General features: G+C 63.1%; 17 protein-coding genes. 10 read left to right on the top strand and 7 right to left on the bottom strand.

Annotated features, from left to right (window positions below; all coding sequences use genetic code 11):
• Positions 1-96: 96 nt before the first annotated feature.
• The 3 genes from AB7531_RS29780 to AB7531_RS29770 are packed head-to-tail and all read left to right on the top strand — an operon-like array spanning position 97 to position 5259.
• Positions 97-3279: an efflux RND transporter permease subunit gene (locus tag AB7531_RS29780; protein WP_441280208.1), complete on the top strand. Its 3183-nt coding sequence runs from the start codon at positions 97-99 to the stop codon at positions 3277-3279.
• A complete protein-coding gene (locus AB7531_RS29775) occupies positions 3276-4547 on the top strand; it encodes an efflux RND transporter periplasmic adaptor subunit (protein ID WP_063984307.1) in 1272 nt (423 codons plus the stop codon). Before AB7531_RS29780 ends, AB7531_RS29775 begins: the two co-directional genes overlap by 4 nt.
• A 10-nt stretch (positions 4548-4557) precedes the next feature.
• Positions 4558-5259 (top strand): hypothetical protein, encoded by a 702-nt coding sequence (locus AB7531_RS29770; RefSeq protein ID WP_063984306.1) that lies wholly within the window; start codon positions 4558-4560, stop codon positions 5257-5259.
• Between the two features lie 87 nt (positions 5260-5346).
• Here AB7531_RS29770 and AB7531_RS29765 read toward each other — a convergent pair whose 3' ends face one another.
• Both AB7531_RS29765 and AB7531_RS29760 read right to left on the bottom strand, forming a co-directional pair.
• Entirely contained in the window at positions 5347-6555 is a 1209-nt protein-coding gene (locus tag AB7531_RS29765) for an ABC transporter substrate-binding protein (RefSeq protein ID WP_208089359.1), read from the bottom strand.
• Positions 6556-6634: 79 nt separating this feature from the next.
• Entirely contained in the window at positions 6635-9535 is a 2901-nt protein-coding gene (locus AB7531_RS29760) for a winged helix-turn-helix domain-containing protein (protein ID WP_441280207.1), read from the bottom strand.
• A gap of 596 nt (positions 9536-10131) precedes the next feature.
• Here AB7531_RS29760 and AB7531_RS29755 point away from each other — a divergent pair.
• Positions 10132-11025, top strand: coding sequence for a helix-turn-helix transcriptional regulator (locus tag AB7531_RS29755; protein ID WP_231144511.1), 894 nt, complete (start codon positions 10132-10134; stop codon positions 11023-11025).
• Positions 11026-11327: 302 nt separating this feature from the next.
• On the opposite strand, the gene AB7531_RS29750 is transcribed toward AB7531_RS29755, so the two are convergent.
• The 3 genes from AB7531_RS29750 to AB7531_RS29740 form a co-directional block, all read right to left on the bottom strand.
• On the bottom strand, positions 11328-11561 hold the full coding sequence (locus AB7531_RS29750) for a hypothetical protein (protein WP_063984302.1): 234 nt from the start codon (positions 11559-11561) through the stop codon (positions 11328-11330).
• 153 nt (positions 11562-11714) lie between these two features.
• On the bottom strand, positions 11715-12962 hold the full coding sequence (locus AB7531_RS29745; protein ID WP_225004968.1) for an ABC transporter substrate-binding protein: 1248 nt from the start codon (positions 12960-12962) through the stop codon (positions 11715-11717).
• Between the two features lie 380 nt (positions 12963-13342).
• Complete coding sequence (locus AB7531_RS29740) at positions 13343-13585, bottom strand: hypothetical protein (RefSeq protein ID WP_063984300.1); 243 nt, start codon at positions 13583-13585, stop codon at positions 13343-13345.
• Positions 13586-13898: 313 nt separating this feature from the next.
• Here AB7531_RS29740 and AB7531_RS29735 point away from each other — a divergent pair, with 313 nt between their 5' ends.
• Together AB7531_RS29735 and AB7531_RS29730 are read left to right on the top strand one after the other, a co-directional pair.
• Complete coding sequence (locus AB7531_RS29735; protein ID WP_028153535.1) at positions 13899-14180, top strand: hypothetical protein; 282 nt, start codon at positions 13899-13901, stop codon at positions 14178-14180.
• A gap of 124 nt (positions 14181-14304) precedes the next feature.
• Entirely contained in the window at positions 14305-17160 is a 2856-nt protein-coding gene (locus AB7531_RS29730; protein ID WP_231144512.1) for an ATP-binding protein, read from the top strand.
• Between the two features lie 293 nt (positions 17161-17453).
• Here the strand turns inward: AB7531_RS29730 and AB7531_RS29725 are convergent, their stop codons facing one another.
• Both AB7531_RS29725 and AB7531_RS29720 read right to left on the bottom strand, forming a co-directional pair.
• Positions 17454-20357 carry an ATP-binding protein gene (locus AB7531_RS29725; protein ID WP_084795223.1) on the bottom strand — a complete coding sequence of 968 codons (2904 nt, stop codon included), beginning with the start codon at positions 20355-20357 and terminating at the stop codon, positions 17454-17456.
• Between the two features lie 230 nt (positions 20358-20587).
• Positions 20588-21481, bottom strand: coding sequence for an SDR family NAD(P)-dependent oxidoreductase (locus AB7531_RS29720; protein ID WP_063984298.1), 894 nt, complete (start codon positions 21479-21481; stop codon positions 20588-20590).
• A gap of 357 nt (positions 21482-21838) precedes the next feature.
• Between AB7531_RS29720 and AB7531_RS29715 the strand changes: the two genes are divergently transcribed.
• The 4 genes from AB7531_RS29715 (at position 21839) to AB7531_RS29700 (ending at position 24738) form a co-directional block, all read left to right on the top strand.
• Positions 21839-22891 (top strand): catalase family peroxidase, encoded by a 1053-nt coding sequence (locus tag AB7531_RS29715; RefSeq protein WP_063984297.1) that lies wholly within the window; start codon positions 21839-21841, stop codon positions 22889-22891.
• Positions 22888-23451, top strand: a complete 564-nt coding sequence (locus AB7531_RS29710; protein ID WP_063984296.1) for a cytochrome b — start codon at positions 22888-22890, stop codon at positions 23449-23451. Before AB7531_RS29715 ends, AB7531_RS29710 begins: the two co-directional genes overlap by 4 nt.
• Positions 23452-23575: 124 nt before the next feature.
• Complete coding sequence (locus tag AB7531_RS29705) at positions 23576-24076, top strand: Dps family protein (RefSeq protein ID WP_063986515.1); 501 nt, start codon at positions 23576-23578, stop codon at positions 24074-24076.
• Positions 24077-24114: 38 nt separating this feature from the next.
• Positions 24115-24738, top strand: coding sequence for a histidine kinase dimerization/phosphoacceptor domain -containing protein (locus AB7531_RS29700; protein WP_063984295.1), 624 nt, complete (start codon positions 24115-24117; stop codon positions 24736-24738).
• Positions 24739-24772: the final 34 nt, after the last annotated feature.

Here is a 24772-nt window from a genome sequence, read left to right as displayed (position 1 = left end):
GCCGCGGAGCATCTGAATTCGTTTTCATTTGAACGGATGCTCTCCCGTCCTCATCTGTTCAATGATCCCGCGCAACTTGCTTCAGGCAGAACCACCATGGGAATTGTTCGCTTCGCGCTACGGTTTCCGCACACGTTCTATGTGCTTGCGGCGTTGATCCTGTTTCTCGGCGGCATCGCGATCTGGTCGATGCCGACGGACATTTTTCCGGAGATCCGCATTCCCGTCGTCACGGTGGTGTGGAGCTACACCGGCCTGTCGACGCCCGAGATGGAGCAGCGCGTCAGCACCTACAGCCAGTATTCGATCAGCGCCAATGTCAGCGGCATCAAGAACATCGAGGCGCAAACTCTCAACGGCCTGTCGGTTCAGAAGATCTACTTCCAGCCGGACGTGAATCTCGACCTCGCAATCTCGCAGATCGTCTCGGCAACCAACGCCATCCGCGCTCTGATGCCGCCGGGCATTCAGCCGCCAATCATCGTGCAGTTCAATGCATCGAGCGTGCCGGTGCTGCAGCTCAGCCTCGAGTCCAATAGTCTGAACGAGCAGCAATTATACGATTTCGGCATCTACCGTATCCGGCAGCAATTGGCGCCTGTTCCGGGCGTGACGCTGCCCACGCCTGCCGGCGGCAAGTACCGCCAGATCATGGTCGACATCGATCCGAACAAGCTCCTGTCGCGCGGATTGACGCCGCTCGACATCGTCAATGCGGTGAACACCCAAAATCTGACGCTGCCCACCGGGACGACGAAAATCGGCGACACCCAGTACACCGTTCGAACCAACGCCACGCCAGCCTCGATCAAGGATCTCAACATGATCCCGGTCAAGTTCGTGAACGGGGCCACGATCTTCCTGAAGGACGTTGCCCAGGTCCGGGACGGCTCCCAGGTCCAGCAGAACATCGTGCGCGAGGACGGTCATCGCGCCGTCCTGCTCAGCGTGATCAAGAACGGAAATGCCTCGACGCTCGCTGTCGTCAACGGGGTGAAGAAGGCCTTGAGTTCGATTCGCGCGTCGGCTCCTGCAGGGCTGAAGATCAACGAGCTGTTCGATCAGTCGGTCTTCGTCACCCATTCGGTCGATGGCGTGCTGCGCGAGGGCGCGATCGCGGCCGGCCTCACGGCACTGATGATCCTGCTGTTTCTGGGATCGTGGCGATCGACACTGGTCGTCTTGATCTCGATCCCGCTGGCGATGCTGTCTTCGCTGGTCGTGCTGTATTGTCTCGGCGAGACCTTGAACACGATGACGCTCGGCGGGCTTGCACTCGCGGTCGGTATCCTGGTCGACGATTCCACGGTGACGATCGAGAACACGCACCGGCTCTGGACCGAGGAAGGCATGCCGTTGCCTGATGCGACGCTGCACGGGGCGGCTGAAATCGCGGTGCCGACGCTCGTCTCCACGCTCGCCATCAGCTGTGTGTTCACCTCGGTTGTCTTTCTGGAAGGGCCGGCCAAATACCTCTTCACCCCGCTGGGTCTGGCGGTGGTGTTCGCGATGTTGGCGTCATATGCGTTGTCGCGAACGCTGACGCCGATCACCATCGGCCTGCTGCTGAAGGGCGAACGGCGCCATGGCGAGGGCGGAAGCCCGTCGGGCATCTTCGGCCGCGCCTCGGCGATGTTCGACCGCGGATTCGAACGCCTGCGCAACGGCTATTCCGATTTGCTGTTAACGTTGCTTCGGCGTCGCGTTGTCGTGCCGGTCGTCGCGGTGCTGGTGCTTGCTCTTGGGGCCATCATGTTCGTCTATGTCGGTAGGGACTTCTATCCCCTGATCGACGGCGGCCAGATCCAGCTCCACGTTCGCGCGCCCGCGGGCACCCGCATCGAGAAGACGGAAGCGATCTTTCAGGCGGTCGAAGACAAAATCCGCCAGGTGATTCCGGAGCGGGACCGGGCGCTGATCGTCGACAATATCGGGCTTCCGGCGCGTCCCTACAATCTCGCATTCACCGACGGCTCGACGATCGGTGTGAACGACGGCACCATTCTCGTGTCGCTCAAGGACGGACACAAGCCGACCGCGGACTACGTCAGGAAACTGCGCCAGGTGCTGCCGGCGGCATTCCCGGAGGACACGTTCTATTTCCAGGCGGCCGACATCGTGACGCAGATCCTGAACTTCGGTCTTCCGGCGCAGATCGATGTCCGCACGGTTGGCTACGGCGCCAACAATCTGGCCGTGGCCAAGGAGCTGCAGAAGAGCCTCGCGGCGATCCCCGGTGTCGTCGATGCGCATCTGCAGCAGGAAGTCGATGCTCCGGCGTTCTATGCCGACATCGACCGCACGCGGGCCGCGCAGCTCGGGCTCAACGCGAGCACGGTGGCGACCAATATCAATGTCAGCCTCAGTTCGTCGGCTCAGGTCTCGCCGAACTTCTGGACCGATCCGACGTCGGGCATCCCGTATTATCTGGCCGTGCAGACACCCGAATACAGGGCCAATTCGCTGAACGCACTGGGAAACACGCCGGTGTCGGCCTCGCTTGCCGCGAGCGGGCAGACGGTGCCCGGCCTCCTCAGCAATGTCGCGACGTTCAAGCGGGGGAGTGTCCCCACCAATTCGAACCAGGCAAACGTCCAGCCGGTGTTTGACGTCTATGCGAGCGTCCAGGGTCGCGATCTCGGCGGCGTCGCGGCCGATATCAACAAGGTCACGTCCACACTCCAGAAGCAGCTCCAGCCGGGTAATTCGATCCAGGTCCTGGGACAGATCCAGAGCATGAATCAGTCGTTCCGCAATCTCGGAATCGGCCTGCTGTTTGCCGCCATCCTGGTCTACCTGCTGATGGTCGTGAACTACCAGAACTTCGGCGATCCCTTCGTCGTCATCATGGCGCTGCCGGCGACCTTGTGCGGCATCTTGACGATGCTGTTCATCACCGGAACGACACTGAACGTGCCTTCGCTGATGGGGGCGATCATGGCGGTCGGCGTCGCCTCCGCGAATTCGATCCTGCTCGTGACGTTCGCGCGTGATGAGCAATTGAAGGGACATTCCGCGTTCCAGGCGGCGCTGAGCGCGGGCCGCACCAGGATCCGTCCGGTCCTGATGACTGCTGCCGCGATGATCGTGGGCATGATCCCGATGGCGCTCGGAGGTCCGGGCGAGGAGCAGAACGCCGCGCTCGCGCGCGCGGTGATCGGCGGACTTCTGTTCGCGACCCCGACGACATTGCTGATCGTGCCGTACCTCTTTGCCATGCTGCGCAAAGGTAACGATGGCAAGCCTCACCACGGCGTATTCGAGGAGCAACCGGAATGAGCGACGTTCGTGTGCGGACCAATGACGACGAGGCGAGGGACCCGCCCGATGCGGAGAGCCGCCGCATCGTCGAGCTCCCCGGCAAGGCCGCGCCATCCGGACGCCGTTACGGCGGCGCGCTGCTCGGAGGAGGGATGCTGCTGCTGCTCGCGGGCGGTCTCGGCATTGGCGGCTGGCGGCACTATCAGGCGGCGCGTGAGGTCGCTGCAGTGGCGGAGCAGGTGAGAACCGCCATTCCGGAGGTGCGGGTGGCGGTGGTCCGGCCCAGCGGCGACCTGATGAAGGTTACCTTGCCGGCGACGACGACCGCGTTCGAGGCAGCCAATATCTTCGCGCGGACCAGTGGCTATATCGAAAAGCGCTACGTGGATATCGGCGATCGGGTCAAGAAAGGCGATCTTCTCGCGGCAATCACCGCTCCGGAGCTCGACCAGCAGATCGCCCAGGCCCAGGCGACGTTGGCCCAAAACCAGGCCGCCTTGCAGCAGGCGCAAGCGAGCCGGGAGCTCGCCGACGTCACCAATGCGCGCGACAGCAATCTGGTCAAGCAAGGCTGGCTGACGGCACAGCAGGGCGACAACGATCGTCTCACCCTGCGTGCACAGCAGGCGGCCGTCGGTGTCGCCCAGTCGAACATCACAGCGCAGGAAGCCCAGATTCGGGTGCTCCAGCAGGAGAAGGCCTATCAGCGCGTGGTGGCGCCGTTCGACGGCGTCATCACACAGCGCAACGTGGACAATGGCAGCCTGGTGCAGGCAGGGTCGACCTTCATGTTCACGCTGATGCATTCCAACGTGATCCGAACCCAGGTCTTCGTGCCGCAGGACGAGGCCTTCGGAGTCGGGCCGGGCGTCGACGCGGATATTCGCGTCCCCGAGATCCCGGGGCGGACGTTTCCGGGGAAAGTCACGCGCATCGCAAGCGCATTGCAGCCGGGAAGCCGAACTCTGCTGACCGAGATCGACGTGCCCAATCCGGACGGTGCCTTGAGTCCCGGTATCTACTGCACGGTCGAGCTGTCGATCCCGCGCAAGACGCCGTCGATGACCGTCTCGTCCGATGCGCTCGTCTTCGATCAGAACGGTCTTCATGTCGCGGTCGTGCGGAATGGCACCGTTCATCTGCAGCACGTCTCGATCGCGCGGGACTTGGGCACCACAATTGAAGTGCGCGAGGGCCTCCAGCCCGGCGACCAGGTCGTGCTCAATCCGGCGGTGAACCTGGCGGAGGGCAGCAAGGTCACCATTCGCAAGGTCGAGGTCAGTTAGGAGCATAGAGATGATCCGGATCGTGCTCGCAACAACGATCGCCTTGCTGTTGGGCTGTTCTTCGAGTGAGGCGCAGGTCTCAACGATGGGCACCACGGCGATGGGCCTTCCAACCGTACCGGGTGCGATCGTGACCTCGCCGCTCAATAGTCCGGGTCCGTTTTCCGCAACAACCGAGCCTGGCGTTCCCGACACGACGCTCGCGCCTGTTCCGCTCGCCTCGGATCCGACGACGCCGGGTACGGTCGTCGTCTGCGCCACGCCATCGACGTCCCCGATGCCGGTGCCGGCGACCCCGATCGTATCGAGCATCGGCGCGTCAGCGTCAGGCATCGGCGCTCCGCTATTGCCGGTCACAGGGCAAACCGGCAGCTCCATCGGAACGATTCCCGCAGCGGCACCGGCGGGAACGGGGACGACGGTCGCATGCAGCTCGACGCCGGGAGGGCTCGCGACAAGCGCTGCGTCCCTGCCGCTCTCGATCCCGCAAGTGCCGTCCAGTCTCGCGCCCGGCACGATCCTGGCGGACACCAGCGCCGCCGGCGGCACCGGCATCGATCCGAATGCCGCCGTCATGCCGAGCCCGAACAGCACGGCCTGCGCGGAAGGAGTCTCGATGAACCTCGCAGCGCCTGCGACCGTGTTGCCGGCCAACGCCTCAGGCGCGGCGCCAACGCCGGGAGTGTCGCCGATCTTGCCGCCGGGATGCTGAGGCGACGCCGCTACAGGACTCTCGTCGCACCGCGTGGGGAACGGGGGACGACACTTCGGCTAGCATAGCCTTGGCCGCACCGGCGCTTCACGTTGCCGGTCGTAGCTTCAAAACTTCGGCGTCGGGCGGCAGCATCGTTCCACCGTCCCGGTACTTCCAGTCCACCATCACGCCCTTGTTGGCCCGTACAGTGGTGCGGCCGACGAAGGTCCCCATCGTGCTCTGATGGTCGATGGAACGCCAAATCGCCGGGCCGAACGGCGTTTCGAAGCCGACGTTGCCAAAGCCGTCGGCCATCGCCTCGGTATCGAATTTCCCGAGCTTTGCGATCGGCGCCGCGATGGAGCTGATCAAGGCGTGACCGACCACGGATCCCATCGTGGGAGCCTCGCCATATCGCGCGGAATAGGCCGACACGAAGGCGCTGTTGGCGTGACCCAAGACCTCGGTCACCGGATAGCCGGTCACGATCCATCCCTCCGGGGCGTCCTGCCCGAGGGGAAGAAGGTATTCGGGTTCGCCGGTCGTGAACGACACGACGTGTCGCCCTTCGAACAGGCCGCGATCATTGCCTTGCCGGACAAATCTGGCGAGATCGGGTCCGAAGGTGACGTTGAGGATCGCTTCGGGCTTCTGCTGCGCGAGGGCGTTGACGACCACGCCGGCATCAATGGCACCCAGCGGCGGCCACTGACTGTTGATGAACGCGACGTCGGGGCGACGGCGGCTCAGAAGCTGCGTGAACCATCTTACGGCCGACTGGCCGTATTCGTAGTTCGGGGCGATCGTCGCCCACCGCGTCGCCTTCAATTGAGCTGCCTCCTCCACCAGCATGGCTGCCAGCATGTATGTCGAGGGGCGGAGCCGGTAACAATATCGATGTCCTTGCTCCCAAACGAGGGCGTCGGTGAGCGGTTCGCTCGCCACGAAGAGGATCCGGTTTTGCCGGGCGAAGTCGCTGATAGCCAGTCCGACATTCGACAGATATGCGCCTGCCAGAAGATCGACGTCATTCCGTCGCACCAGTTCTTCGGCGGCACGCAGCGCGACGCTCGGCTTGCCTTCATCGTCCCGGCTGATGACCTGCAGCTCTCGCCCGAGCAGGCCCCCGCCCGCATTCAGCTGTTCGACCGCCAACTGCCAGCCGCGACGATAGGGCAGGGTAAACGCGGGCGCGCTGCTATAGGAGTTGATCTCGCCGATCCTGATCGGTCTCGTGCCCTGGGCGCGGATGATGCCGGGCGAAAACACCGACGCGCCAACACTGCCTAAGACCTGTCGTCGAGAGATGCTCATCTGGTGCGATCCGGAGGATTGAGTGTGAGGGCTGGTCCAGCGCTGCAGGACATGTCGTGCCGGTCGAAAGATCAGCAACCTAGTGGCAGGTGCAGGACGGGGGCCGGTCGTCGCCGCCTGTCGAAATCGAGATGCCCGGACTTGCAGCGAGACCGCGCGCAAAGGCGAGCGCGGGAAGATCGACCTCCCGATCGAACAAAGCGCTGACCGGACCGACGAGATCAAGCGCGGTCTGCTGGCGGTCCGACGCTGCCATGATCCTTGCCCAGGCTGCCGCGACCTTCAGCTCGTAGAAGCGGCATTGCTGCTCTCTGGCAACGGACAGGCCCTCGGAGAACAGGACTTCCGAGCGGGACCGATCTGACGAGCCATCGGCAAGCAGGATCTCGCCCTTGATCCGCAGCAGATCAGCAAGGCACCACAATTGCTGGCCTTGCCGGGAGATGGCCAGGGCATCTTCCACGGCGGCCAGGGCCTGCGCACTCTCGCCGACCGCGAACAGTCCTTCGGCGAGCGATCCGAGAAATTCGGGATTGCGCATCAGCCAGCCGTTCTCGGCCCGCGCTTTCAGTCCGCTGCGCAGCAGCTCTATTCCATCGTGATGTCTGCCTTGCAGGACGAGCAACTGCCCCTTCAGGCAGGACGTCCAGCTCGTCCAGAAAGCTATTCCCTCGCGCGTGACGAGCTCGAGGAGAGACGCTATCGCCTGATCGGCAGTGGCGACATCATGCGTCATCAGCGCAATGGGGCACACGGCGTTCCGCAGCGCGTAAGCGATCGCGAGCTTGTCCTTCTCACGCTGCGCCTCCTCGAGGCATTCCGCGGCCAGGGATCTGCTCTGGGCGATCTTTCCCTGGAGCAGCAGCACGCGGGCTAACATGGCTTTTGCCAGGACGCTCTGGTTGAGCAGGAACCACATCTGGTTCGCGCCGTCCTTCAATCCGTGAGCCGAGTGGTCTAGGGAGAGGGTCAGTTCGCGTCGAGCTTCCTCCTGCGCGCCGTAAAAATGGGTGGCGGCGCCGATCAGGCGGCGGCCGACCGTCTCGTTGGCGGGGTTTCCCGTGCGAAGGGCGATCTCCAGATATCGCTCTCCGACACTCTTGGCCGCGTCGTATTGGCCCGAGTTGAGATTATAGCTCCACAGCGTCCAAACAGCCTTGAGCTGAAGCTCGAGATCGGACAGCTCTTCGCCGAGCGCAAGGCCGATGTTCAGGGCCGCTTTCATGCGATCCGCCGAGCCAGTCGTATTGAGAAGCGCGAACCCCAGCGCGACGTAGAGCTGCGCCTTGAGCCTTGGATTGCAGGTCAGCTCTCCGTCAAGATGGGCGAGAGCGTGCTCGATCCGGGTCGAGCATTCCATGAAGGACAGCAGTTGCATCCACACCGGCACAAAGCCGGCCGTCAGCTCTACGCCGAGCGCGGCATCGCCGCTGGGTGCGAAGGCCCAGTCGAGCGCCGCATGCACGTTTCCAATTTCCTGGGCAAGGCGAGTGAGATCGTCGGAGGCGGGGGAGGCATCGCCAAGTGGCATGATGAGCTGTCTGAGAAAGCCCGCATGCCGTCTGCTGGCCTGCTCGCAGAGCCCTGCTTCTGCCAGCTTCTCCAGAGCATAGGCGCGGGTGGTCTCCAGCAGACGCCACCGCCCTTCGAAGGAGGGATCGAGCGCGACCAGCGATTTTCCGACCAGATTGAACAGTGTTTCGATGACGTCCGACCGGGACAACGCGTCGTCCATCATTGCAATGGCCGCATCGAGTGTGAAACCTGCCGGAAACACCGCGAGCCAGCACAACAGCCTTTGCTCGTCGGGCGACAACAGATCGTAGCTCCAGTCCAGCGTCGCTCGCAGGGTCTGGTGCCGTGGCAGTTGGTCCCTGCGGCCGCCGCTCAGCAACTCCATTCGCCTGTCCAGGCGAAGCAAGACCGTGTCTACCCCAAGATTCGCGGTCTGAGCCGCGGCGAATTCCAGCGCGAGCGGAATTCCGTCGAGCCGGCGACAGATGGCAGCCACTTTCAGCAGATCGTCCGCGCCTGGAGAGAAGTTCGCGCGTAGCGACTGTGTGCGAGCGACGAAGAGCTGCACGGCGCTTGCCTGCAATAGCAAACCGGGATCACGCAAACCAGAGTCCGGAACCGACAGCGGCGGGATGGCCGCGACGTATTCGCCATCGATGCGGAGGCCTTCCCGACTGGTCGAAAGAATAGTGACATTGGGACAATAGCGAAGTGCAGCACTCGCGATCTGTGCAGCGACGTCGATGACATGCTCGCAATTGTCCAGGATGAGAAGCAGACGCCGTGACCCGATGGCCTGGGCGATGCAGGCGGCCGAAACCTCCTTGTCACTCAAGGCAAGCTTGAGCGCACGGGCGGTGGTCGATGTCGCAAGTGCCGGATCATGCAAGGTCGCGAGCTCGACCAGCGCCACCGCACCATCGAATGAGGATGCGACCAGGCGCGCAAGTTCGATGGCCAGCTTTGTTTTCCCGATGCCTCCCGGGCCGACCAAAGTCACGGCCCGATATGCGAACATAAGTTCGGCAATTTCGCTCAGGCAATCCTCGCGCCCGATAAGAGGAGCGCGCGTGTTCGGCAGGTTGTTCGAAAAGGATTCGATGGCCGGGACGGATACCGATGTCGCTGCGGGCTGATCCAAATGCCCGCTTCGCCAGGTCCCGGCGAGGGTATATCCACGGCCCGAGATCGTCTTGAGGAGATCGCGATCTTTGCCCAGCGCCTTGCGGACGGCGGAGATATGGACTTGTAGCGTGTTGTCCTCGACGGCCAGGCCTGACCAGACACTTCCGATCAAATCATCCTTGGTCACCAGGTGACCGGCGCAACCCGCCAGCTTCTCGAGAATCTCGAATGCGCGGCTTCCGATCGGGACCGTGATGTTGTCGCACTTCAGCTCTCTCCGCTGGCAATCGATGAGCCAGTTACCGAAAGAGTAGGTTCGTACGGCGGGCGAAGGCGACATAAGGGGGTCCGTGGATCAGCTTCACTGCCGCAATCTAGGAGAGTGACGTGACCCCCAAAGATCACCGCCCCTGGCAAGATTCTGAAAGCGTCAGTATGCCCAGGTGTCCTACAGGGGAGGCCGTTGGGGTGTCAAGGCGACCTTCTCAGTAGTCGGCTGTTCGCCATGGCTCGATGCAGGCGTCCGAAACGCTCGTTGCTTGCACACGAATTCGTGAGGACGAATGGGAGTGCCAAAATGGGAGAGCGGGCCGGAAGGAGCGTGCAGCACATCCCGACAGCAACACGGGGCAGGGGACTTCGCGTCGCAACGGTTCAGAAGCTCGGCAGCCTGCTTGGTCTCTTCGTTATCGAGCGGTCGAAGCGACACCTGTTCACATCGCGAGCTGCAGGATATCGCGCGGCATCTCGATTGAAAGGATGGCACGACGCATCGCTTCGACGGTGTCGGCATGTCGGCGAAGGAGAGCCTGAAGTTTCCTGATTTTGCGCCTCTTCACTCGCGATCGGGCCATAGCTTGCTACCTTACTCTGCGATCGATGCGCTTCGCCGGAATGGAGCATCATCGTTTGGATTGTCCTTGCCAGTGTAAGATCATGTCTCAGCCATTATTACTGTCGCCACAACCGAAGCATGGCGACACCCAGGCGACCGTCACCGCGGACGAAACAGATTTCCGCTCGGCCATCGCAATGGCCTCGATCGCGCCGCTTCCGAAGGTCATCGCGCCTACCACCGTTTCGCGCAGAGACGATCTGTCCCCCCTTGACGCAACGACGATTGCCTTCGAGCGGCTTGGTCTGGTCATTGCGATCGAAGGGCAGCCACGGCGCAGCTCCAGCATATCCCCGTGTAATCCGGCGCGCGACACCGGCTGGCTGCGCGTCGAAATCCCGTGGCAACGCGCGGCCATGACTGCACCTAGCTCTCTGACAACGGCGTCCATTTGTGACGACGATCCGGTAGTTCAGCGCCTGTCCGAAGCTCTCGTCGCGATGGAGCGATTGAAGGCCACCGATAGCGCCCTTTGCGTCGACGCCCTGCGATTTGCCGTCATTGCCCGGCTCCTCGCCTTGCGGTCCGAGGCGGAGCCGAGGTTCGACGAGCGAACCCGCGTCGGCCAATGCACTTCTGAAAGGCCGGTCCACGGATTGCAGAAGTGGCGGCTCAAGCGGGTGCTCGACTATATCGAGACTCACTTCCGCAAGAAAATCGTGCTGGCGGATCTTGCCGCGGCCGCGGGCCTGAGCCGGATGCATTTCGCCGCCCAGTTCCGCGCCGCGACGGGTTGCAGGCCTCACGAATATATCTTGCGGCACCGGATACAGCGTTCCAAGGATCTGCTGCGGGACTGCGAGATGCCGATTGTTGAGGTCGCGCTCACAGTGGGTTTTCAGAGCCAGGCCCACTTCACGACGACGTTCAGGCGCTTCGCGGGTGACACGCCGAGTCGATGGCGAGATGCCGCTGCGGCTGGATTCGATCTTTGATGCCCTTGCCTCGAGCGAGTAGGCCTCGCCCCCGCGGGGCCTGAGACTGCAGTGGCGAGGTTGGTGAATTCCGCGATGGAGCTGGTATCGCTCTCGGATCCGCTGCAGATGCCGGGCCGCGGCGTTGGTACGGATCAATGCGTCTCAGACATGGCCGGTCGGAAGAACGGGGCTTCATAGGGCCGCCATTCTTCCTCCAGTCACGTCCGCGAGATGGAAGCCCCCGAAGCGCCGAGATGAACCTCTTCAAGTCCGCGCTGACGATTGCCTTGCGGCAAGGGGGCGCGCTCCGGTTGGCGTGCTCAATAGCCCGACTTGGGCTCGCACGGAGGCCGACGCCAGGGGTCGCTCGCATACGCACCGACGTCGGGAGCGCGAACACAGTTGCGCTTGGACGTCACCGGAACGCGCTGAACCGACGCATAGGCGTCGTCATTGGTCCGGCGCGCCTGGTTGTTGCCTTCGCGAGCCATCGCGGGGGAGGCGATCATGGCCGAAACCATCAGTCCGGCCGACAAGAGCTTCAGTGTAGTCATTGCACGTCTCCTTGACAAAGCGACGCCGGGAACGCCTCGGCTCGCCTGCCAGACATGTGTACGCATGTGTCGGATGAGCAGTATCAATTGAACGATCATTTTCGCCTTTGCACGAAGTCGGCGCCCGCGCTTCATCTCGAAAGCGATTGCTCGCTAGTCGGGCGAAAGCGTTATCTGGTCCGAATGGCCATTCATGAGCGGACCGAACCATTCCCACTTCTCGCCGGTGAAACGCATCATTTGGAGATGCTCGATCGGGCGAAAGTCCGTCGGCGATGTCTTGACCCGGACGCCGGGAATATAGGCCGCCCCCTCGATGTCGAGATTCGTCGCCACCTGCATGATCCTCTCGCGCGTAAGATCGTCGCCACAGCGCCTAAGCACCTCAACGAGCGCGCTCGACATATTGAATGCTACCAGCGGGCCGCTTTCGGATCGATCTGCGTCCGGATAGTATTTCGCCATGAACGCGCGAAAATGCTGCATGCCCGGGTATGAGTCCCACTGCGGGTCGGTCACGTCCATCTGGTACCCGGCACTCAGGACTCCCTTCGCGTTGTCCAGTCCTGCGAGCTTCAACACTGAGCCAACCGAAACCGAGACGTTCGTCATGATGTGGACGGGATGCCAGTCCAGCTCGGCGAGCTTCCTGATCGCCTGAGCCGCGAATTTTGGCGTGGCGACATTGATGAAAATGTCGGGGGCGGCCGCCTTGATCGCCACGATCTGCGAGTCGATTGTCGGCTCGCTGATTTCATATGGCAGGCTCGCAACCACCATTTGCGCGTACCTGTCTTGCAGCACCTCCTTCAGGCCAGCCAGATAATCGCGTCCGAAGTCGTCGTTCTGGTAGAGGATGCCGATCCTGGCGCCAGGGTAATGCGTCAGGACATAGTCCGCGTAGATGCGTGCCTCGGTTCGGTAGCTCGGTAGCCAGCCGATCGTCCACGGAAAGTGGACGGGATCAGCCCAGCGAGATGCTCCCGAAATGGCGAACAATTGCGGCACGTGGCGATTATTCATGTACCTTTGAATGGCGGCGTTGCTCGCGGTGCCGAAGGGGGCGAAGATCGCGAGCACTTCGTCGGCCTCGACGAGCCGCCGTGCCTGCTCGACCGCTCGGGACGGATTGTAGCCATCGTCGTAGGAGATGAACTCGACTGTCCGGCCGTTGATGCCGCCATTGTCGTTGACCATGCGAAAATACGCACTCATCGTCCTGCCGATGATGCCGTAAGCCGATGCCGGGCCGCTATAGGGCATGATGTTGCCGATCCTGATCTCGGTGTCGCTCGCACCGGGATCGTATCGCTGTTGCGCAGAGGCGCTGGCTGCGCCGGCCGCAAATATGACAGTGACGACCGCTAGTTTTCGCAGGCGCCTCGCAATGTCCGGACTCAAATGGCCACTTCCACCGGTGATCAAGCGATGCCTCCATAGCGCTGCTGGTCATCGTGCCTGCCGGGCGGCGGTATGGCGCCAATGGAGGGCCTGCTCGTCCAACAGTCGATAGCCGGAGTGTAGCGCGGGACCCGCCGCGAGCCGGATTACAGAAGCTGAAGAACTGTGAAGTTTTACAATGGTGTGCGTAGAATTGGCCCGTCACCGGCGCCCGATCTGGGGGAGCGTTCTACGCCGTCGTCGCGAACAAACGTCCGGAGCCGATGATATCGATCGAGGCTCCGGACCCGCGGGGTGCGCCGCATGGCGCGGTCGCACTCCGAGCGAGGTCACAGACAGGCATGGTGACGCGGCAATTTGCCTTTGCGTGTTGCCGCCGCTCACCGATGCCCGTGGCGGTTGTAGATGTGGCCCGCTCCGAACACCGGAGCCGCGCCACCGGACCGCTCGAGACCCATTCGCCCTGCCGGCGTCAATGCGCCGCCATTCAGCACGTCGCGATTGGGATACATTGATGCAAATGCGGCGGGCTCCTGATCGGCAAAGGACCAAGCCGCGGAGGCGGATGATATCGTTGCCGTTGAGAGCAGCACTGCGGCGATCAGGGTTTTGAATGCACTCATAGCGAATCTCCATTGTTCGTGACGTGCGGAGAGTCGCTTGGCGATGATCGCTGCTCGGCTGATGGCGTTTCCGGAATTGCTTTCTATACCGGGCTATATAGGCAGTCCGGCCAAAAAACCCCGATTGCTGTGCATCACTCTTGCGAGAAGATGACGGGAATATCAGGCAGAGCGCGCGGTTACGAAGGTCTGATGCGTCTTCGAAGCCGAACTCTGTCACAATTGTCATAGTTGCTCGCGCGATCGTGCATGGTCGAATCGTGTGCGACGCCCAGTTCAAGGTGCAGGTCATACAACATGAGGAGTGTGAGCCATGAGACTGCTCTGGTTTCTCTGCGTCGTTGCCAGCCTTGCGCTCTCGGGCGTTGCATCTGCCCGCGGCGGCATGGGATCTCACATGTCGATGGAGAGCGGCGGCGCGCTCGGTACCAGCGCTGCTGCGCCGGGAACGAACTCGCTCGGCACCGCGCTCCCGTCATCGGAGGGGGTTGGTCATCCGACGAAGGGACCGCTGCTCGGCTCGGATGCGACCATCGACAAGGAGGACGCACGGGTCGAGAAGATGCTGGAAGGATCCATCTGTCGCGGCTGCTGACGTGCGAGCATTGCGATATTTGCGGCGAGTGTCTGGCGGCCTTGGTCGCCGGACAGATTGTGTATTTTGAAAGCGTTGGTGATACGCTGGGCGCAAGATCAAACAACCGCCTGGGGCTATGCCGATGATGGCCGAGCCAAACCAGCGCCCCGTCTACGCTTGCGCTGAATGGGAGATCGATCTTGCCAGACGCGAACTGCGCTCGATGGGAGAGTCCGTTCCTCTGGGCGGTCGTGCCTTTGAGATTCTTGCGGAATTGGCTCAGGCCGAAGGCGGGCTGGTCACCAAGAATGACCTGACAGAGCGTGTCTGGCGCGGCGTCTTCGTCGAGGAGAGTGCACTTCGGGTCCATATCGCGGCGATCCGGAAGGCCTTTGGTTCGGATCGTGACATGCTGGCGACAACGGTCGGCCGGGGCTATCGCCTGCTGGGTTCATGGCGGACCCGGCAGATGGATGCCCCGCTACAATCTGCCGCACCCCAGCCACTGCCGTCGACCAACATTCCCAATGCATCATTCGTTCTCATCGGCCGCACCACCGCGGTCGCGCGTTTGTGGGAGCTTCTGTCGGCTTATCGCGTCGTGAGCCTCGTCGGGCCTGGCGGGATCGGCAAGACGGCCCTTGCACTACAAGCTGCCAGGACGCCGCCAGCCGGTTTTGCGGCCGACCGGTTGCTGGTCGAATTGGCCTCGCTGCCCGATCCCAAGCTCGTGTGCTCGGCCGTCGCCAGCACGCTCGGTATCAAGCTCGAAGGGGAGGAGATCACCCCGGGCTCCATAGCGCGCGCGATTGGCGCCAGGCAGTTGTTGCTCATTCTCGACAATTGCGAGCACGTCGTTGATACCGTGGCCCAACTGGCCGAGACGATCGTCAGCCAGTGTTCCGGAACGATCGTCCTGGCGACAAGTCGCGAAGCGCTGCGCATTGACGGCGAACATGTCTATCGCGTTCCGCCCCTGGGGGTGCCGCCCGAAGTCCGGCTCGGGTCTGACGCCGCATCGGCCTACACGGCGGTAGAATTGTTCACGACCAGAGCGAAAGCGCTGGGCTCCAGCTTCGCGCTCGACGAAGAGAACCTCGATGCCGTCGCAGCCATCTGCCGCCGGCTGGATGGCATTCCGCTCGCGATCGAGTTCGCGGCGGCACGCGCCGTGATGCTCAGTCCGCCGAAGATCGCGGCACTTCTCGACGATAGGTTCAAATTTCTGACGACCGGCCGGCGTACTGCGTTGCCCAGGCAGCAAACGCTTCGTGCGACGCTCGACTGGAGCTACGATCTACTGCCGGACGCCGAGGCGCGGGTCCTGCGGCGGCTCGGCGTGTTTGCCGGAGAGTTTCTGCTCGATGCCGTGATCGCGGTCGCGAGCGAAGGGATGGGCGACGTCACCGCGGAGCTTGCCAACCTGGTGGCAAAGTCGCTCGTCCTTGCGGATATTCGCGGCGAGCGCCCGTACTATCGCCTGCTGGACACCACGCGCGCCTATGCGCTGGAAAAGCTTCACGCCAGCGGCGAATTTCCCGGCGTCGCGCGCCGCCAGGCCGGATACTATGGCGGGTTCTTTGCGAATGCGGAAGCTGACAGCGAAGTGAAGCCGCAGGCGGAGTGGCTCGGCTTCTATGGCCAGCACATCGACAACGTAAGATCCAGCCTCGATTGGGCTTTCTCGCCCGACGGAGATGCGCAGATCGGAGTGGCGCTGACCGCAGGGGCCGTCCCGTTATGGGTACAATTGTCGCTCCTCGCCGAGTGCCGCGAGCGGACCGAACTGGCGTTGGCCAGCCTCGACGGCAGCGCCGCGGGCGCTTTGCGGCTCCGCATGCAATTATCGGCCGCGCTTGGCTGGTCACTGATGTACGGCGTTGGCAGGGCCCGAGAGGCCGGTCCGGCTTGGGCGGCGACCCTGCAGCTGGCCGAGCAGCTCGGCGACAGCGACTATCTCCTGCGCGCGCTTTGGGGGCTGTGCATCGATCAATTCAACAACGGCGAGTTCCGCAAGGCGTTGGAATTCGCGCACCGCTTCGCGGATATCGTGGCCGATTCCCAAAATTCGGTCGACCGGATGATGGGCGATCGGCTGCTTGCCACCACGCTGCACTACCTCGGTGACCAGCGGTTGGCGCATCATCACATTGGGCGGACCTTGTCTCGCCTTTCCGATCTGGCGGCGAAGCCGCAGGTGATCCGTTTCAGGTTCGACCTGCGTGCCTCGGCACGCTATTTCCAGGCGCGCATCCTGTGGCTTCTCGGGTTGGCGGATCAGGCACTGAGCGTCGTCGAGCGCAATGTCGAGGAGGGCCGAGCGAGTGGTCATGCTCTGACCTTCTGCAGCGTGCTTGGCCAGGGCGCCTGTCCGATTGCTTTCCTGGCCGGCGATCTCGATGCTGCGGAAGGCTATTGCACCATGCTGCTCGAGCACACCGAACGTCATCCGATCCGTCTATGGAACGTATGGGCGCGCGCCTTCAGGGGCATGGTCATGGCGCGGCGTGGCGATGTCGCCGCCGGACTGACGTTGCTGCGCAAGGCGCTCGAGCTTGCGGGCGAGGCGCGTTTCCTGCCGCGCTTCCTGCTTCCTCTCGGCGAACTGGCGGCATGTCTCGGAGAGGTCGGCGAAGTATCGCTGGGGCTTGCGACAGCGGATGAGGCGCTCGCGCGCTGCGAGGCGAGGGATGAGCGGTGGTACGCGGCCGAGCTCTGGCGCATCAAGGGCGAGTTGCTCCGGCATCCCGGCGAGCGTCGCTCGGCTATCGCTGCCGAGCAGTGCTTCGACAAGGCGTTCGAAGTGGCGCGCGGCCAAGGTGCGCTGTTCTGGGAGCTGAGGGCGGCCATCAGCCTGGCACGGTTGAGGACGAGTCAGGGCCGTCCCGCCGATGCGCACCAAATCCTGGCTTTTGTGTACGGCAAATTCACCGAAGGTTTCGAGACCGCGGATCTCAGGCTCGCGAGAGCGATGATGACGGAGTTTTCGACCTCATAGGGCTGACGCGCGGTACTACAGGATGCCCCGGGGGCGGCGTCCGATACATGTCATCGGACGCAGGTGCGGCCTCGGCGAGCGCCGCATCCCCCGTGCTCCAGAACGTTGGCTTCGAAGTCCTATTGCCGGACCAAGAATGCGCCGGCCCCTCGACGCGGTCTTTCCACGCCGCGCGCTTCTATCCGGATTGCACGGCATCGCCGCCAGCCGCACGACCTGACCCACAGGAGTTGCGATCACGCCTGATGTCGCTGCGGATTCGCGCACTCCCAGGCGCGCCCGTTGCGGAGCCATCAACTCGCGGCGAGCGAGCCCGAAGGCGGAGACGCCAATTCGGCCAGCAATTCGCTGGCCGCTTTCAGGACGGGCGTATTGAACCCCTCGGTGAATCGTCCATAGATGGGCGCGAGCACGTCTTGCGCTTCACTGCGGCGGCCCCGCCGCTGCAATAGCCCTGCAAGACCGATTGCCGTGCGCAACTCAAAACCGAGCGCCCCCTGATGTCGGGCAAGGTCAAGTGACTGCGCCAGGCTCCGCTCCGCCTCCAGGAAGTCGGGATTGTCCTTGCGGATCAGCACTTCTGCCCTTGCCCGCAACATGTCCGGCATCTCCACCATGAAGTTGCGACGCCGGCCCCGGGCAATCGCCTGATCGAGGATGTCGAGTGCTTCATCTCCACGACCTGTCGCCGCCAGAGCTTCCGCGAGCGGCACGCAAAGTCCGGCCGCCGCGCCGTAGCGCTGGCTCTGCAGCTTCTTGACGGAGGCGTTCAGCATGGCCAGCCCGATATCACTCTCGCCGCGCGCCAACAGCGCAATCCCTTTCATGGCGTCGCCGACCGTCTGGAGGGTGGCGAGATTATGCTTGCGGGTCTCCACGAGGAGCCTGTCAATGTGCTCTTCGCACACGCCCACATCCCCGTTCCAAAGGAAAACACCGAATGCCCAGGGCAGCGCTATGCACAATATGGTCGGATGGTTGATGGCGATCACATCGGAGATGGCTTGGCGCGCCGTCGCCGTGGCCTGATCGGGATGTCCCTCGAGCCACAAGATGCGGGCGAGGGTGATTTGAGGACGCTTCGGGTAATCGGACGTCAGGCCGCCACGGGAGTCGCCTTCCAGTCCCGGATGGGACAGCGCCGCTTCGACGTACGAGCGAGACGCGGCAACCTCGCCCAGATAGTGGCACGACGTTCCGAGCAACATGCGCATGCGCGCCACTCCGACGGAATCGTTGCTGGCGAGGGCAATCGCTTCGCCGCGCTTAGCGGTGGCCAGCGCATCGTCAAAATTGCCGACCAGCAATTGGAGCAGATGCAGTCGGCCAATCAGGCGGATTTGGCCGGCGACATCGCCAATTGTCTCCGCCAACCGGACCGCTCTGTCGAGATAGCCGACGCCCAATTCGTCGATTTGTCCCGTCAGCATCCGCGCCGACGCCAGCGCGGCATGAAGTGCGAGGTCGTGCCTGACACTTCCGCCCGTCTCACGAAGCGCTTCGATTGCGCGCGTGACCCAGAGCTGGCATTCGGTGAAGAGCGACAGCTTGAAGAACAGGGGGATCGCTGCGGCAGCGAGGCCGACGCCGGTTCTGCGGTCGCCTCGATCCGAGAAGCACCACGCCAGCGCGCTGCGTATGTCGCCGAATTGATCGGCCATCGACGACAGGCCTTCATTCGGCTCGTCGGCCGTCTCTTCAAGCAAATCTCGAAAGTAGGAGGCGTGGCGTAGCGGCACGATCTCGGCGTCGGTGCTGGCGGCGAGCTTCTCCTGCGCGTAGGCCCGCGTCGCGTCCGCGAGCCTGTAGCGAATCGATTGCGAGTCCTGGTTCGGGGCAAGCATCGACTTGGCCACGAGGTTGTCGAGCGCAGCCATGGTCGTGTCGTCGCTGGTCGCATCGCTGCCGGCGATCGCTCGGGCCGCATCGGCGGTGAAGCTGCCGACGAACACGGATAGCTGGCTGAGAACCACCCGTTCGGGCCCGGATAGAAGATCGTAGCTCCACTCGATGGTTGCGCGAAGCGTGCGGTGCCGGGGCAGCGCCGTGCGTCGTCCTTCCCACAGCAGATTGAAGTGCTTGTCGAGGAGTTGGACCATGGCCTTGACGCCGTAGGCGGTCACATGGCCGGCGGTGAGCTCGATCGCGAGCGGGATGCCATTGAGCCGACGGCAGACGTTGCCGACGTCCGACGCGTTCGCATCCGTCAATCCGAACCCACCTCCAGCTGCGGCCGCGCGTTCCACGAAGAGCTTTACGGAGGGGTAGGCAATCGCGCTCTCGGCCGTCAGAACGGCGTTTTCCGGCGGGCTTGTCAGAGGCGAGAGGCGATATGTGTGCTCGCCTTCGACCCGCAGCAGCTCCCGGCTCGTGGCCATGATGTGCAGCTGCGGTGCCTCCTGGTAGAGCCGTTCGGCCAGCGCCGCCGCGGCGTCGACGACATGCTCGCAGCAATCCAGAATGAGCAGCATCCGCCGGTCGCGCAGGAATGCAACAAGACTGTTTGAGGGATCGTCCGATCGCGCCCGCAGTCCGAGCGAAGATGCTGCAATGGCCGGCACCAGAGCGGCATCGCGGGTCTCGCCGAGACTGACGAAGTGAACCTGGCCGGCGAATTCCGCGAGAAGGGCGTGGCCCGCGGAAACAGCGACCGTCGTCTTGCCGATGCCGCCCGGGCCGACGACCGTGATGAAACGCTGGGCTTTGAGCCTTTCCGATATATCCTGGATGGTTTGCTCGCGGCCCACCATCTGCCAGGGATGTGCCGGCAGGTTGTGCGCGCGAACAGGCTTGGTCGGTGCAGGTTGATTCTGCTCCGGTGTCGCGGCCGAACCGACGAAACAATAACCCTGTCCCGAGACCGTGCTCAGATATTTGGCGCCGGCATTGCCGTCCCCGAGCGCCTTGCGGAGTGCTGCGATATGGACGCGCAGGCTGTTGTCATCGACGCTGGAGCCTGGCCATGTCCTGGCTATCAGATCGCCCTTGCTGACGACTTCGCCCGCATGCCGGATCAGTGTCAGCAGCAGGTCAAATGCGCGAGCCGACAGTTGGACCGGATTGCCATCCTTCTCGATCCGTCTCTGCGAAGCGTCCAGACGAAACGGCCCAAAGACGAAAATCTCTTGAGCGGAGCTCTCCTGGAGAGAGGGTCCGGTCGTGGCTGTTGTGGCGTTGCTCTGCCAGCGGTGGACCATTTGGAAATATCAAATCCGACGACCAACTCGTCGTACTCTATGACTTGAACTCGGGCCGAAACGTGTGACCGCGGTGGCAGCTTCAAACGTAACATCCAGCAGTATCGCGGTAAAGGATCACCGATGGATGTCGCTGATCACTTTCGTCCGGAGGGCAGGGAACTCCGGGGAGAGTCCTGATTTTTTGGGAAACGACCGTCGATTGGGGAAATCTCCGCCGATGGGCGATCTCATCGGATCAACACCGGCTTGAGAAGATCCTCCAGGCCGATCCGGCCGAACAGTTCCGTGCGTGCGCGGTCGGCGACGGCGTCGACAGCTGCCGCCCCATCGTCATCCGGGCCGAAATGAACTTTCAGCGGACGTTGTCCGAACGGCATGTTCACGACATTCGCAACTGTGCTTGCGACATCTTGTGGGGCCGTATCCTTCGGCGAAAGCTGCGCGAGTCCCGCAAGCGCGATTTCACTCACGTCGGCGGTCGGACCATCCGCGTATTCTTCCGCCCGAACAGTATCCTGCGGCCGGCCGGATCGGACATAGTGGCCGGGTCCGAGAGCACTGGGAACGATGATGGTCGTCTCGACGCCCCAACGTGCGAGCTCGCCGGCGTAACTGAGTGCCAGCGAATCCAGGGCGGCTTCCGTTGAAGCACAGGCGCCGAGGAACGGAACCGAGCTGCCCCGTGCGCTGCTTGACGTGATCCATATCAGCAAGCCCTGACCTTGCTTGCGCAATTGTGGCAACGCCGCGCGATTGAGGCGCTGTGCGATCAGGACGTTGGTATCGTAGAGCTCGGCGAGCTGCTCCGGCGTGAAGGCTTCTGCGGGTCCGTAAACGACTTGCCGGGCATTGTGCACGACCACGTCGAGGCGGCTGTTTTCGGCGATGATGGTCTCAACGGCCGAGGTCACTGAGGAGTCCGAAGAGACGTCGAACTCGATCGTGCGGAGATCGGCGCCGGGCTGGCCGGGATTTGATCCAGCCTCCTCGATCCCTTGCGCAATAGGGCCACTCATTTCCCGGCTTGAAACGTAGACCGTGTGGCCTGCCTGCATCAGTTGCCGGCAGGTGGTTCGTCCGATGCTGTTTGCAGCACCCGTGACGATGATCACTTTGCTCATTCGATTCCCAATCGCATTCCAGCCTCTGCGGCGCTGGCGGCCCCGTCGCGACACGGTCCATCGTTCGGGAGTCGACCGCCGCCATCGTGCGAAGCGCATCTGGAATAGGGCGGGGCGCAGGGTGGGTCTTTTCGGGCATCACGATCGATTGTCAAATTGCACGAAAAATTTCGAGAATGCCCGAAGCCGGATCCGGTCCGGCGAACGCCGAAGACAGTTCAGGCGTGCCTTCGCGAAATTGGCGGTGGGTTCGAAAAGATCGGGCCTTGGCCGCCGGCTACAAGGAGGCTGCTTCGCTCGAAAGAGCGCCGCGCGCACCCGATCGCCAGGCGGTCTGCGCATCGCAAAGGAGACCGGATGAATCAAGGCAAGCTACCACGTTCGGGGCTTGGGTCCCTCGTCCTGATTGCGGCCGTGGTCGGCGGCGGCGCGGCTGCCTTCGCATACACTGCGGGATGGTTCTCGCCGGGGCGTCTGACGCCGGAACGGATGATCGCGGCGCTGACGCCTCCGAGCGGCCCGCCGCTCGGGCACCGGCGAAATCATGCCAAGGGAATCTGCTTCACCGGGACATTCGAGGCGAATGGAAACGGTGCGGAGCTCTCCCGGGCCAGGGTCTTCGCGCAGGGGCACTATCCGGCCTTGGGCCGTTTCAATCTCGGCACGGCCGATCCGAACGCGGTTGATGCGACCGTGCGCGTCCGCGGCCTCGGATTGCTGATCACGACGGCAGACGGCGAAGAGTGGCGCATGGCGATGATCAACCCGCCGTTCTTTGCGGTTTCCACGCCGCAGGCATTTCACGACCTGCTGATCGCATCCGGCAAGAAGGATCCGGAGGCGATGAAGGCGTTCATTCAGGCCAACCCGGAATTCGGCCCCTTCGCGGCCTGGGCCAAGACGGCGCCCTGGACCGGCAGTTATGCGGAGGAGCCCTATAACGGCCTCAACAGCTTCGTCTTCACGGACGCCGGAGGCGGCGACCACACCGTGCGATGGTCGCTGTTGCCCTCGGCGCAACCCATTCCGATCTCGCAGGCCGACCTCGAAAAGCGCGGGCCGGATTATCTCGAGCAGGAGATCACCGAACGGGTCCGGACCGCCGGTCCACTGCGATGGACCATGGTCACGACCGTCGCCGATCCGGGCGACCCGACCGCGGATCCGAGCAAGGCCTGGCCGGAGAACCGTCGCAAAGTGGAGGTCGGAACGCTGATCGTGCAGCGGATCGAGCCGGAGCGCGATGGACCGTGCCGCGACATCAATTTCGATCCGGCGGTCCTGCCACAGGGAATCCGGGTGTCGGACGATCCGTTCCCGGCTGCACGCTCATCGGTCTACCGCAAATCCTACGATCTGCGCGCGGCCGAAGCCAGGGACTATCCGCGAACCGGGACCGCCAAGCCATGACCAGCGCTCCTCATCGTTTTGCCCTGATCCAGCGGGTTCTGCACTGGCTGATGGCGGTCTGCATCCTCGCCATGCTGTTCATTGGCGTCGGCATGGTCTCCACGGTCGCGCCGAAATATCTGCCGCTCATCCTGGTCCACAAGACGATCGGCGTCATCCTGCTGGTCCTCGTGCTGATCAGGCTGGCGTTGCGGCTGCATTACGGTGCGCCGCCATTGCCGGCCGATCTTTCGAGACCTATGAGGTTTGGAGCAAAATTGTCGCATCAGCTCCTGTATGGCCTCATGATCGTCATGCCGTTGCTCGGTCTCGGCATGCTCTGGGCCGCGGCCTATCCGGTCGTCCTGTATGGCGGGATCCAAATTCCCGCACTGCTGCCGCAGAGCGACCTGATGCACACGCTGCTCTGGAATGCCCACGTCTATCTGGGTTTCGCGTTCTTTGCCCTCGTGCTGCTGCATCTGGCGGCGGGGCTATTCCACGCATTGATCCGTCGCGATGGCGTATTCGAATCGATGTCGCTTCTGCCGCTGCGGGACAGGGTGACACAAGCGAAATGAACCCGCTGCGCGCCGGCGGGCGCCCCTCGCAGGCGTGCGATCCCAAAAGGATCTTTCGCGCCGGAAAGATTCCTCGCGCACCGCGCGGTTAGATGTTTCCAACCTCCAGCAAAGGATGCCGACCATGACCAAAGCTGACCTCCAAAGCCCGACGGATCTCGGAGCGAATGCGAACCGGGACGTTCCAGCCGCGCTGAGAGCGCTGCTCGCCGACGTTTTCGCTCTCTACCTGAAGACCAAGAACTTCCACTGGCACGTGTCGGGCAGCCACTTTCGCGACTACCACCTTATGCTCGACGAGCAGGCCGACCAAATCTTCGCCATGACTGACGACATCGCCGAACGCGCACGCAAGATCGGCGGCACGACGCTACGCTCGATCGGCCACATCGCGCGCGAGCAGCGCATTCTCGACAACGATGCCGACTATGTCGATCCGCAGGACATGCTCGCCGAGCTGCGCAGCGACAACCAGCAGCTAACGCGGGAAATGCGCCGGGTCCACGAGCTCTGCGACGAATACGGCGATGTCGCCACCGCGAGCGTCCTGGAAAACTGGATCGACGAAACGGAACGGCGCATCTGGTTCCTCTACGAGACCGGCCGAAGCGGCCAGAACCCGTAAGTGCAAAGCACGCCGTTGGGCCGGGAGGCGGGTGAAGGATGAGCAGCCTCTCGGAACTCCTGACGGATGGCGGCGTCAAGGCGGAGCGCCTGCTGCTGCGTGAGCTCGCGCACCGGATCGACGACGAGCTCGCCTCGGCGATTGATCTGGTGGCGCAGGCGGCCGATCGTTGCGACGGCATCGAAGCGAGGGCGACCCTCGCTTCCGTGCAGGACCGGCTGGAAGGTCATGCACAACTTCACCACGCGCTGCAAATGCCGCAGTTCACCACCACCGTCGATCTGGCGGCCTATCTTCAGCAATTGTGCCGGTCGATCAGCCGCTCGAGTCTCGAAGACAAGGGTATTGCGCTCTCGCTGCTGCTGCATCCGCTGCAGATGAGTTCTGAGCGCTGCTGGCTGCTGGGGATGATCGTCTTCGAACTGATCACCGGTGCGGTGCGCCACGTATCCCACTGCGGAGCAGGCGCCATTCGTCTCGAAGTATGGCTCACGGCGACGTCGGTTGCGTGCAGCGTCATGGACAACGGCTCGTCCGACGAAAGTCGGTACCGGGAAGAGGACCGCTCCATCGTCGAGACGCTTGCGGCGCGTCTGCACGGGACCGTCGACGTCCGCGGCGGCCCCGACGGATTCAGGACCGTCGTGACCATCCCGCGTTAGTCGCGACGCTCGCGCAACGATCCGTATCGTGCGG

The organism is Bradyrhizobium sp. 63_E2_N1_3, from assembly GCF_052076005.1.
GTDB lineage: Bacteria > Pseudomonadota > Alphaproteobacteria > Rhizobiales > Xanthobacteraceae > Bradyrhizobium > Bradyrhizobium barranii.
The sequence above is the reverse complement of the archived record's forward strand: the minus strand, read 5'-3'. Positions and strand labels throughout refer to the sequence as shown.

What these genes read in the sequence shown, in the direction of transcription:
- AB7531_RS29780 (WP_441280208.1), top strand. Translation starts at nt 97, where the DNA reads ATGGGAATTGTTCGCTTCGCGCTACGGTTTCCGCACACGTTCTATGTG.
- AB7531_RS29775 (WP_063984307.1), top strand. Translation starts at nt 3,276, where the DNA reads ATGAGCGACGTTCGTGTGCGGACCAATGACGACGAGGCGAGGGACCCG.
- AB7531_RS29770 (WP_063984306.1), top strand. Translation starts at nt 4,558, where the DNA reads ATGATCCGGATCGTGCTCGCAACAACGATCGCCTTGCTGTTGGGCTGT.
- AB7531_RS29765 (WP_208089359.1), bottom strand. Translation starts at nt 6,555, where the DNA reads ATGAGCATCTCTCGACGACAGGTCTTAGGCAGTGTTGGCGCGTCGGTG.
- AB7531_RS29760 (WP_441280207.1), bottom strand. Translation starts at nt 9,535, where the DNA reads ATGTCGCCTTCGCCCGCCGTACGAACCTACTCTTTCGGTAACTGGCTC.
- AB7531_RS29755 (WP_231144511.1), top strand. Translation starts at nt 10,132, where the DNA reads ATGTCTCAGCCATTATTACTGTCGCCACAACCGAAGCATGGCGACACC.
- AB7531_RS29750 (WP_063984302.1), bottom strand. Translation starts at nt 11,561, where the DNA reads ATGACTACACTGAAGCTCTTGTCGGCCGGACTGATGGTTTCGGCCATG.
- AB7531_RS29740 (WP_063984300.1), bottom strand. Translation starts at nt 13,585, where the DNA reads ATGAGTGCATTCAAAACCCTGATCGCCGCAGTGCTGCTCTCAACGGCA.
- AB7531_RS29735 (WP_028153535.1), top strand. Translation starts at nt 13,899, where the DNA reads ATGAGACTGCTCTGGTTTCTCTGCGTCGTTGCCAGCCTTGCGCTCTCG.
- AB7531_RS29730 (WP_231144512.1), top strand. Translation starts at nt 14,305, where the DNA reads ATGATGGCCGAGCCAAACCAGCGCCCCGTCTACGCTTGCGCTGAATGG.
- AB7531_RS29725 (WP_084795223.1), bottom strand. Translation starts at nt 20,357, where the DNA reads ATGGTCCACCGCTGGCAGAGCAACGCCACAACAGCCACGACCGGACCC.
- AB7531_RS29720 (WP_063984298.1), bottom strand. Translation starts at nt 21,481, where the DNA reads ATGAGCAAAGTGATCATCGTCACGGGTGCTGCAAACAGCATCGGACGA.
- AB7531_RS29715 (WP_063984297.1), top strand. Translation starts at nt 21,839, where the DNA reads ATGAATCAAGGCAAGCTACCACGTTCGGGGCTTGGGTCCCTCGTCCTG.
- AB7531_RS29710 (WP_063984296.1), top strand. Translation starts at nt 22,888, where the DNA reads ATGACCAGCGCTCCTCATCGTTTTGCCCTGATCCAGCGGGTTCTGCAC.
- AB7531_RS29705 (WP_063986515.1), top strand. Translation starts at nt 23,576, where the DNA reads ATGACCAAAGCTGACCTCCAAAGCCCGACGGATCTCGGAGCGAATGCG.
- AB7531_RS29700 (WP_063984295.1), top strand. Translation starts at nt 24,115, where the DNA reads ATGAGCAGCCTCTCGGAACTCCTGACGGATGGCGGCGTCAAGGCGGAG.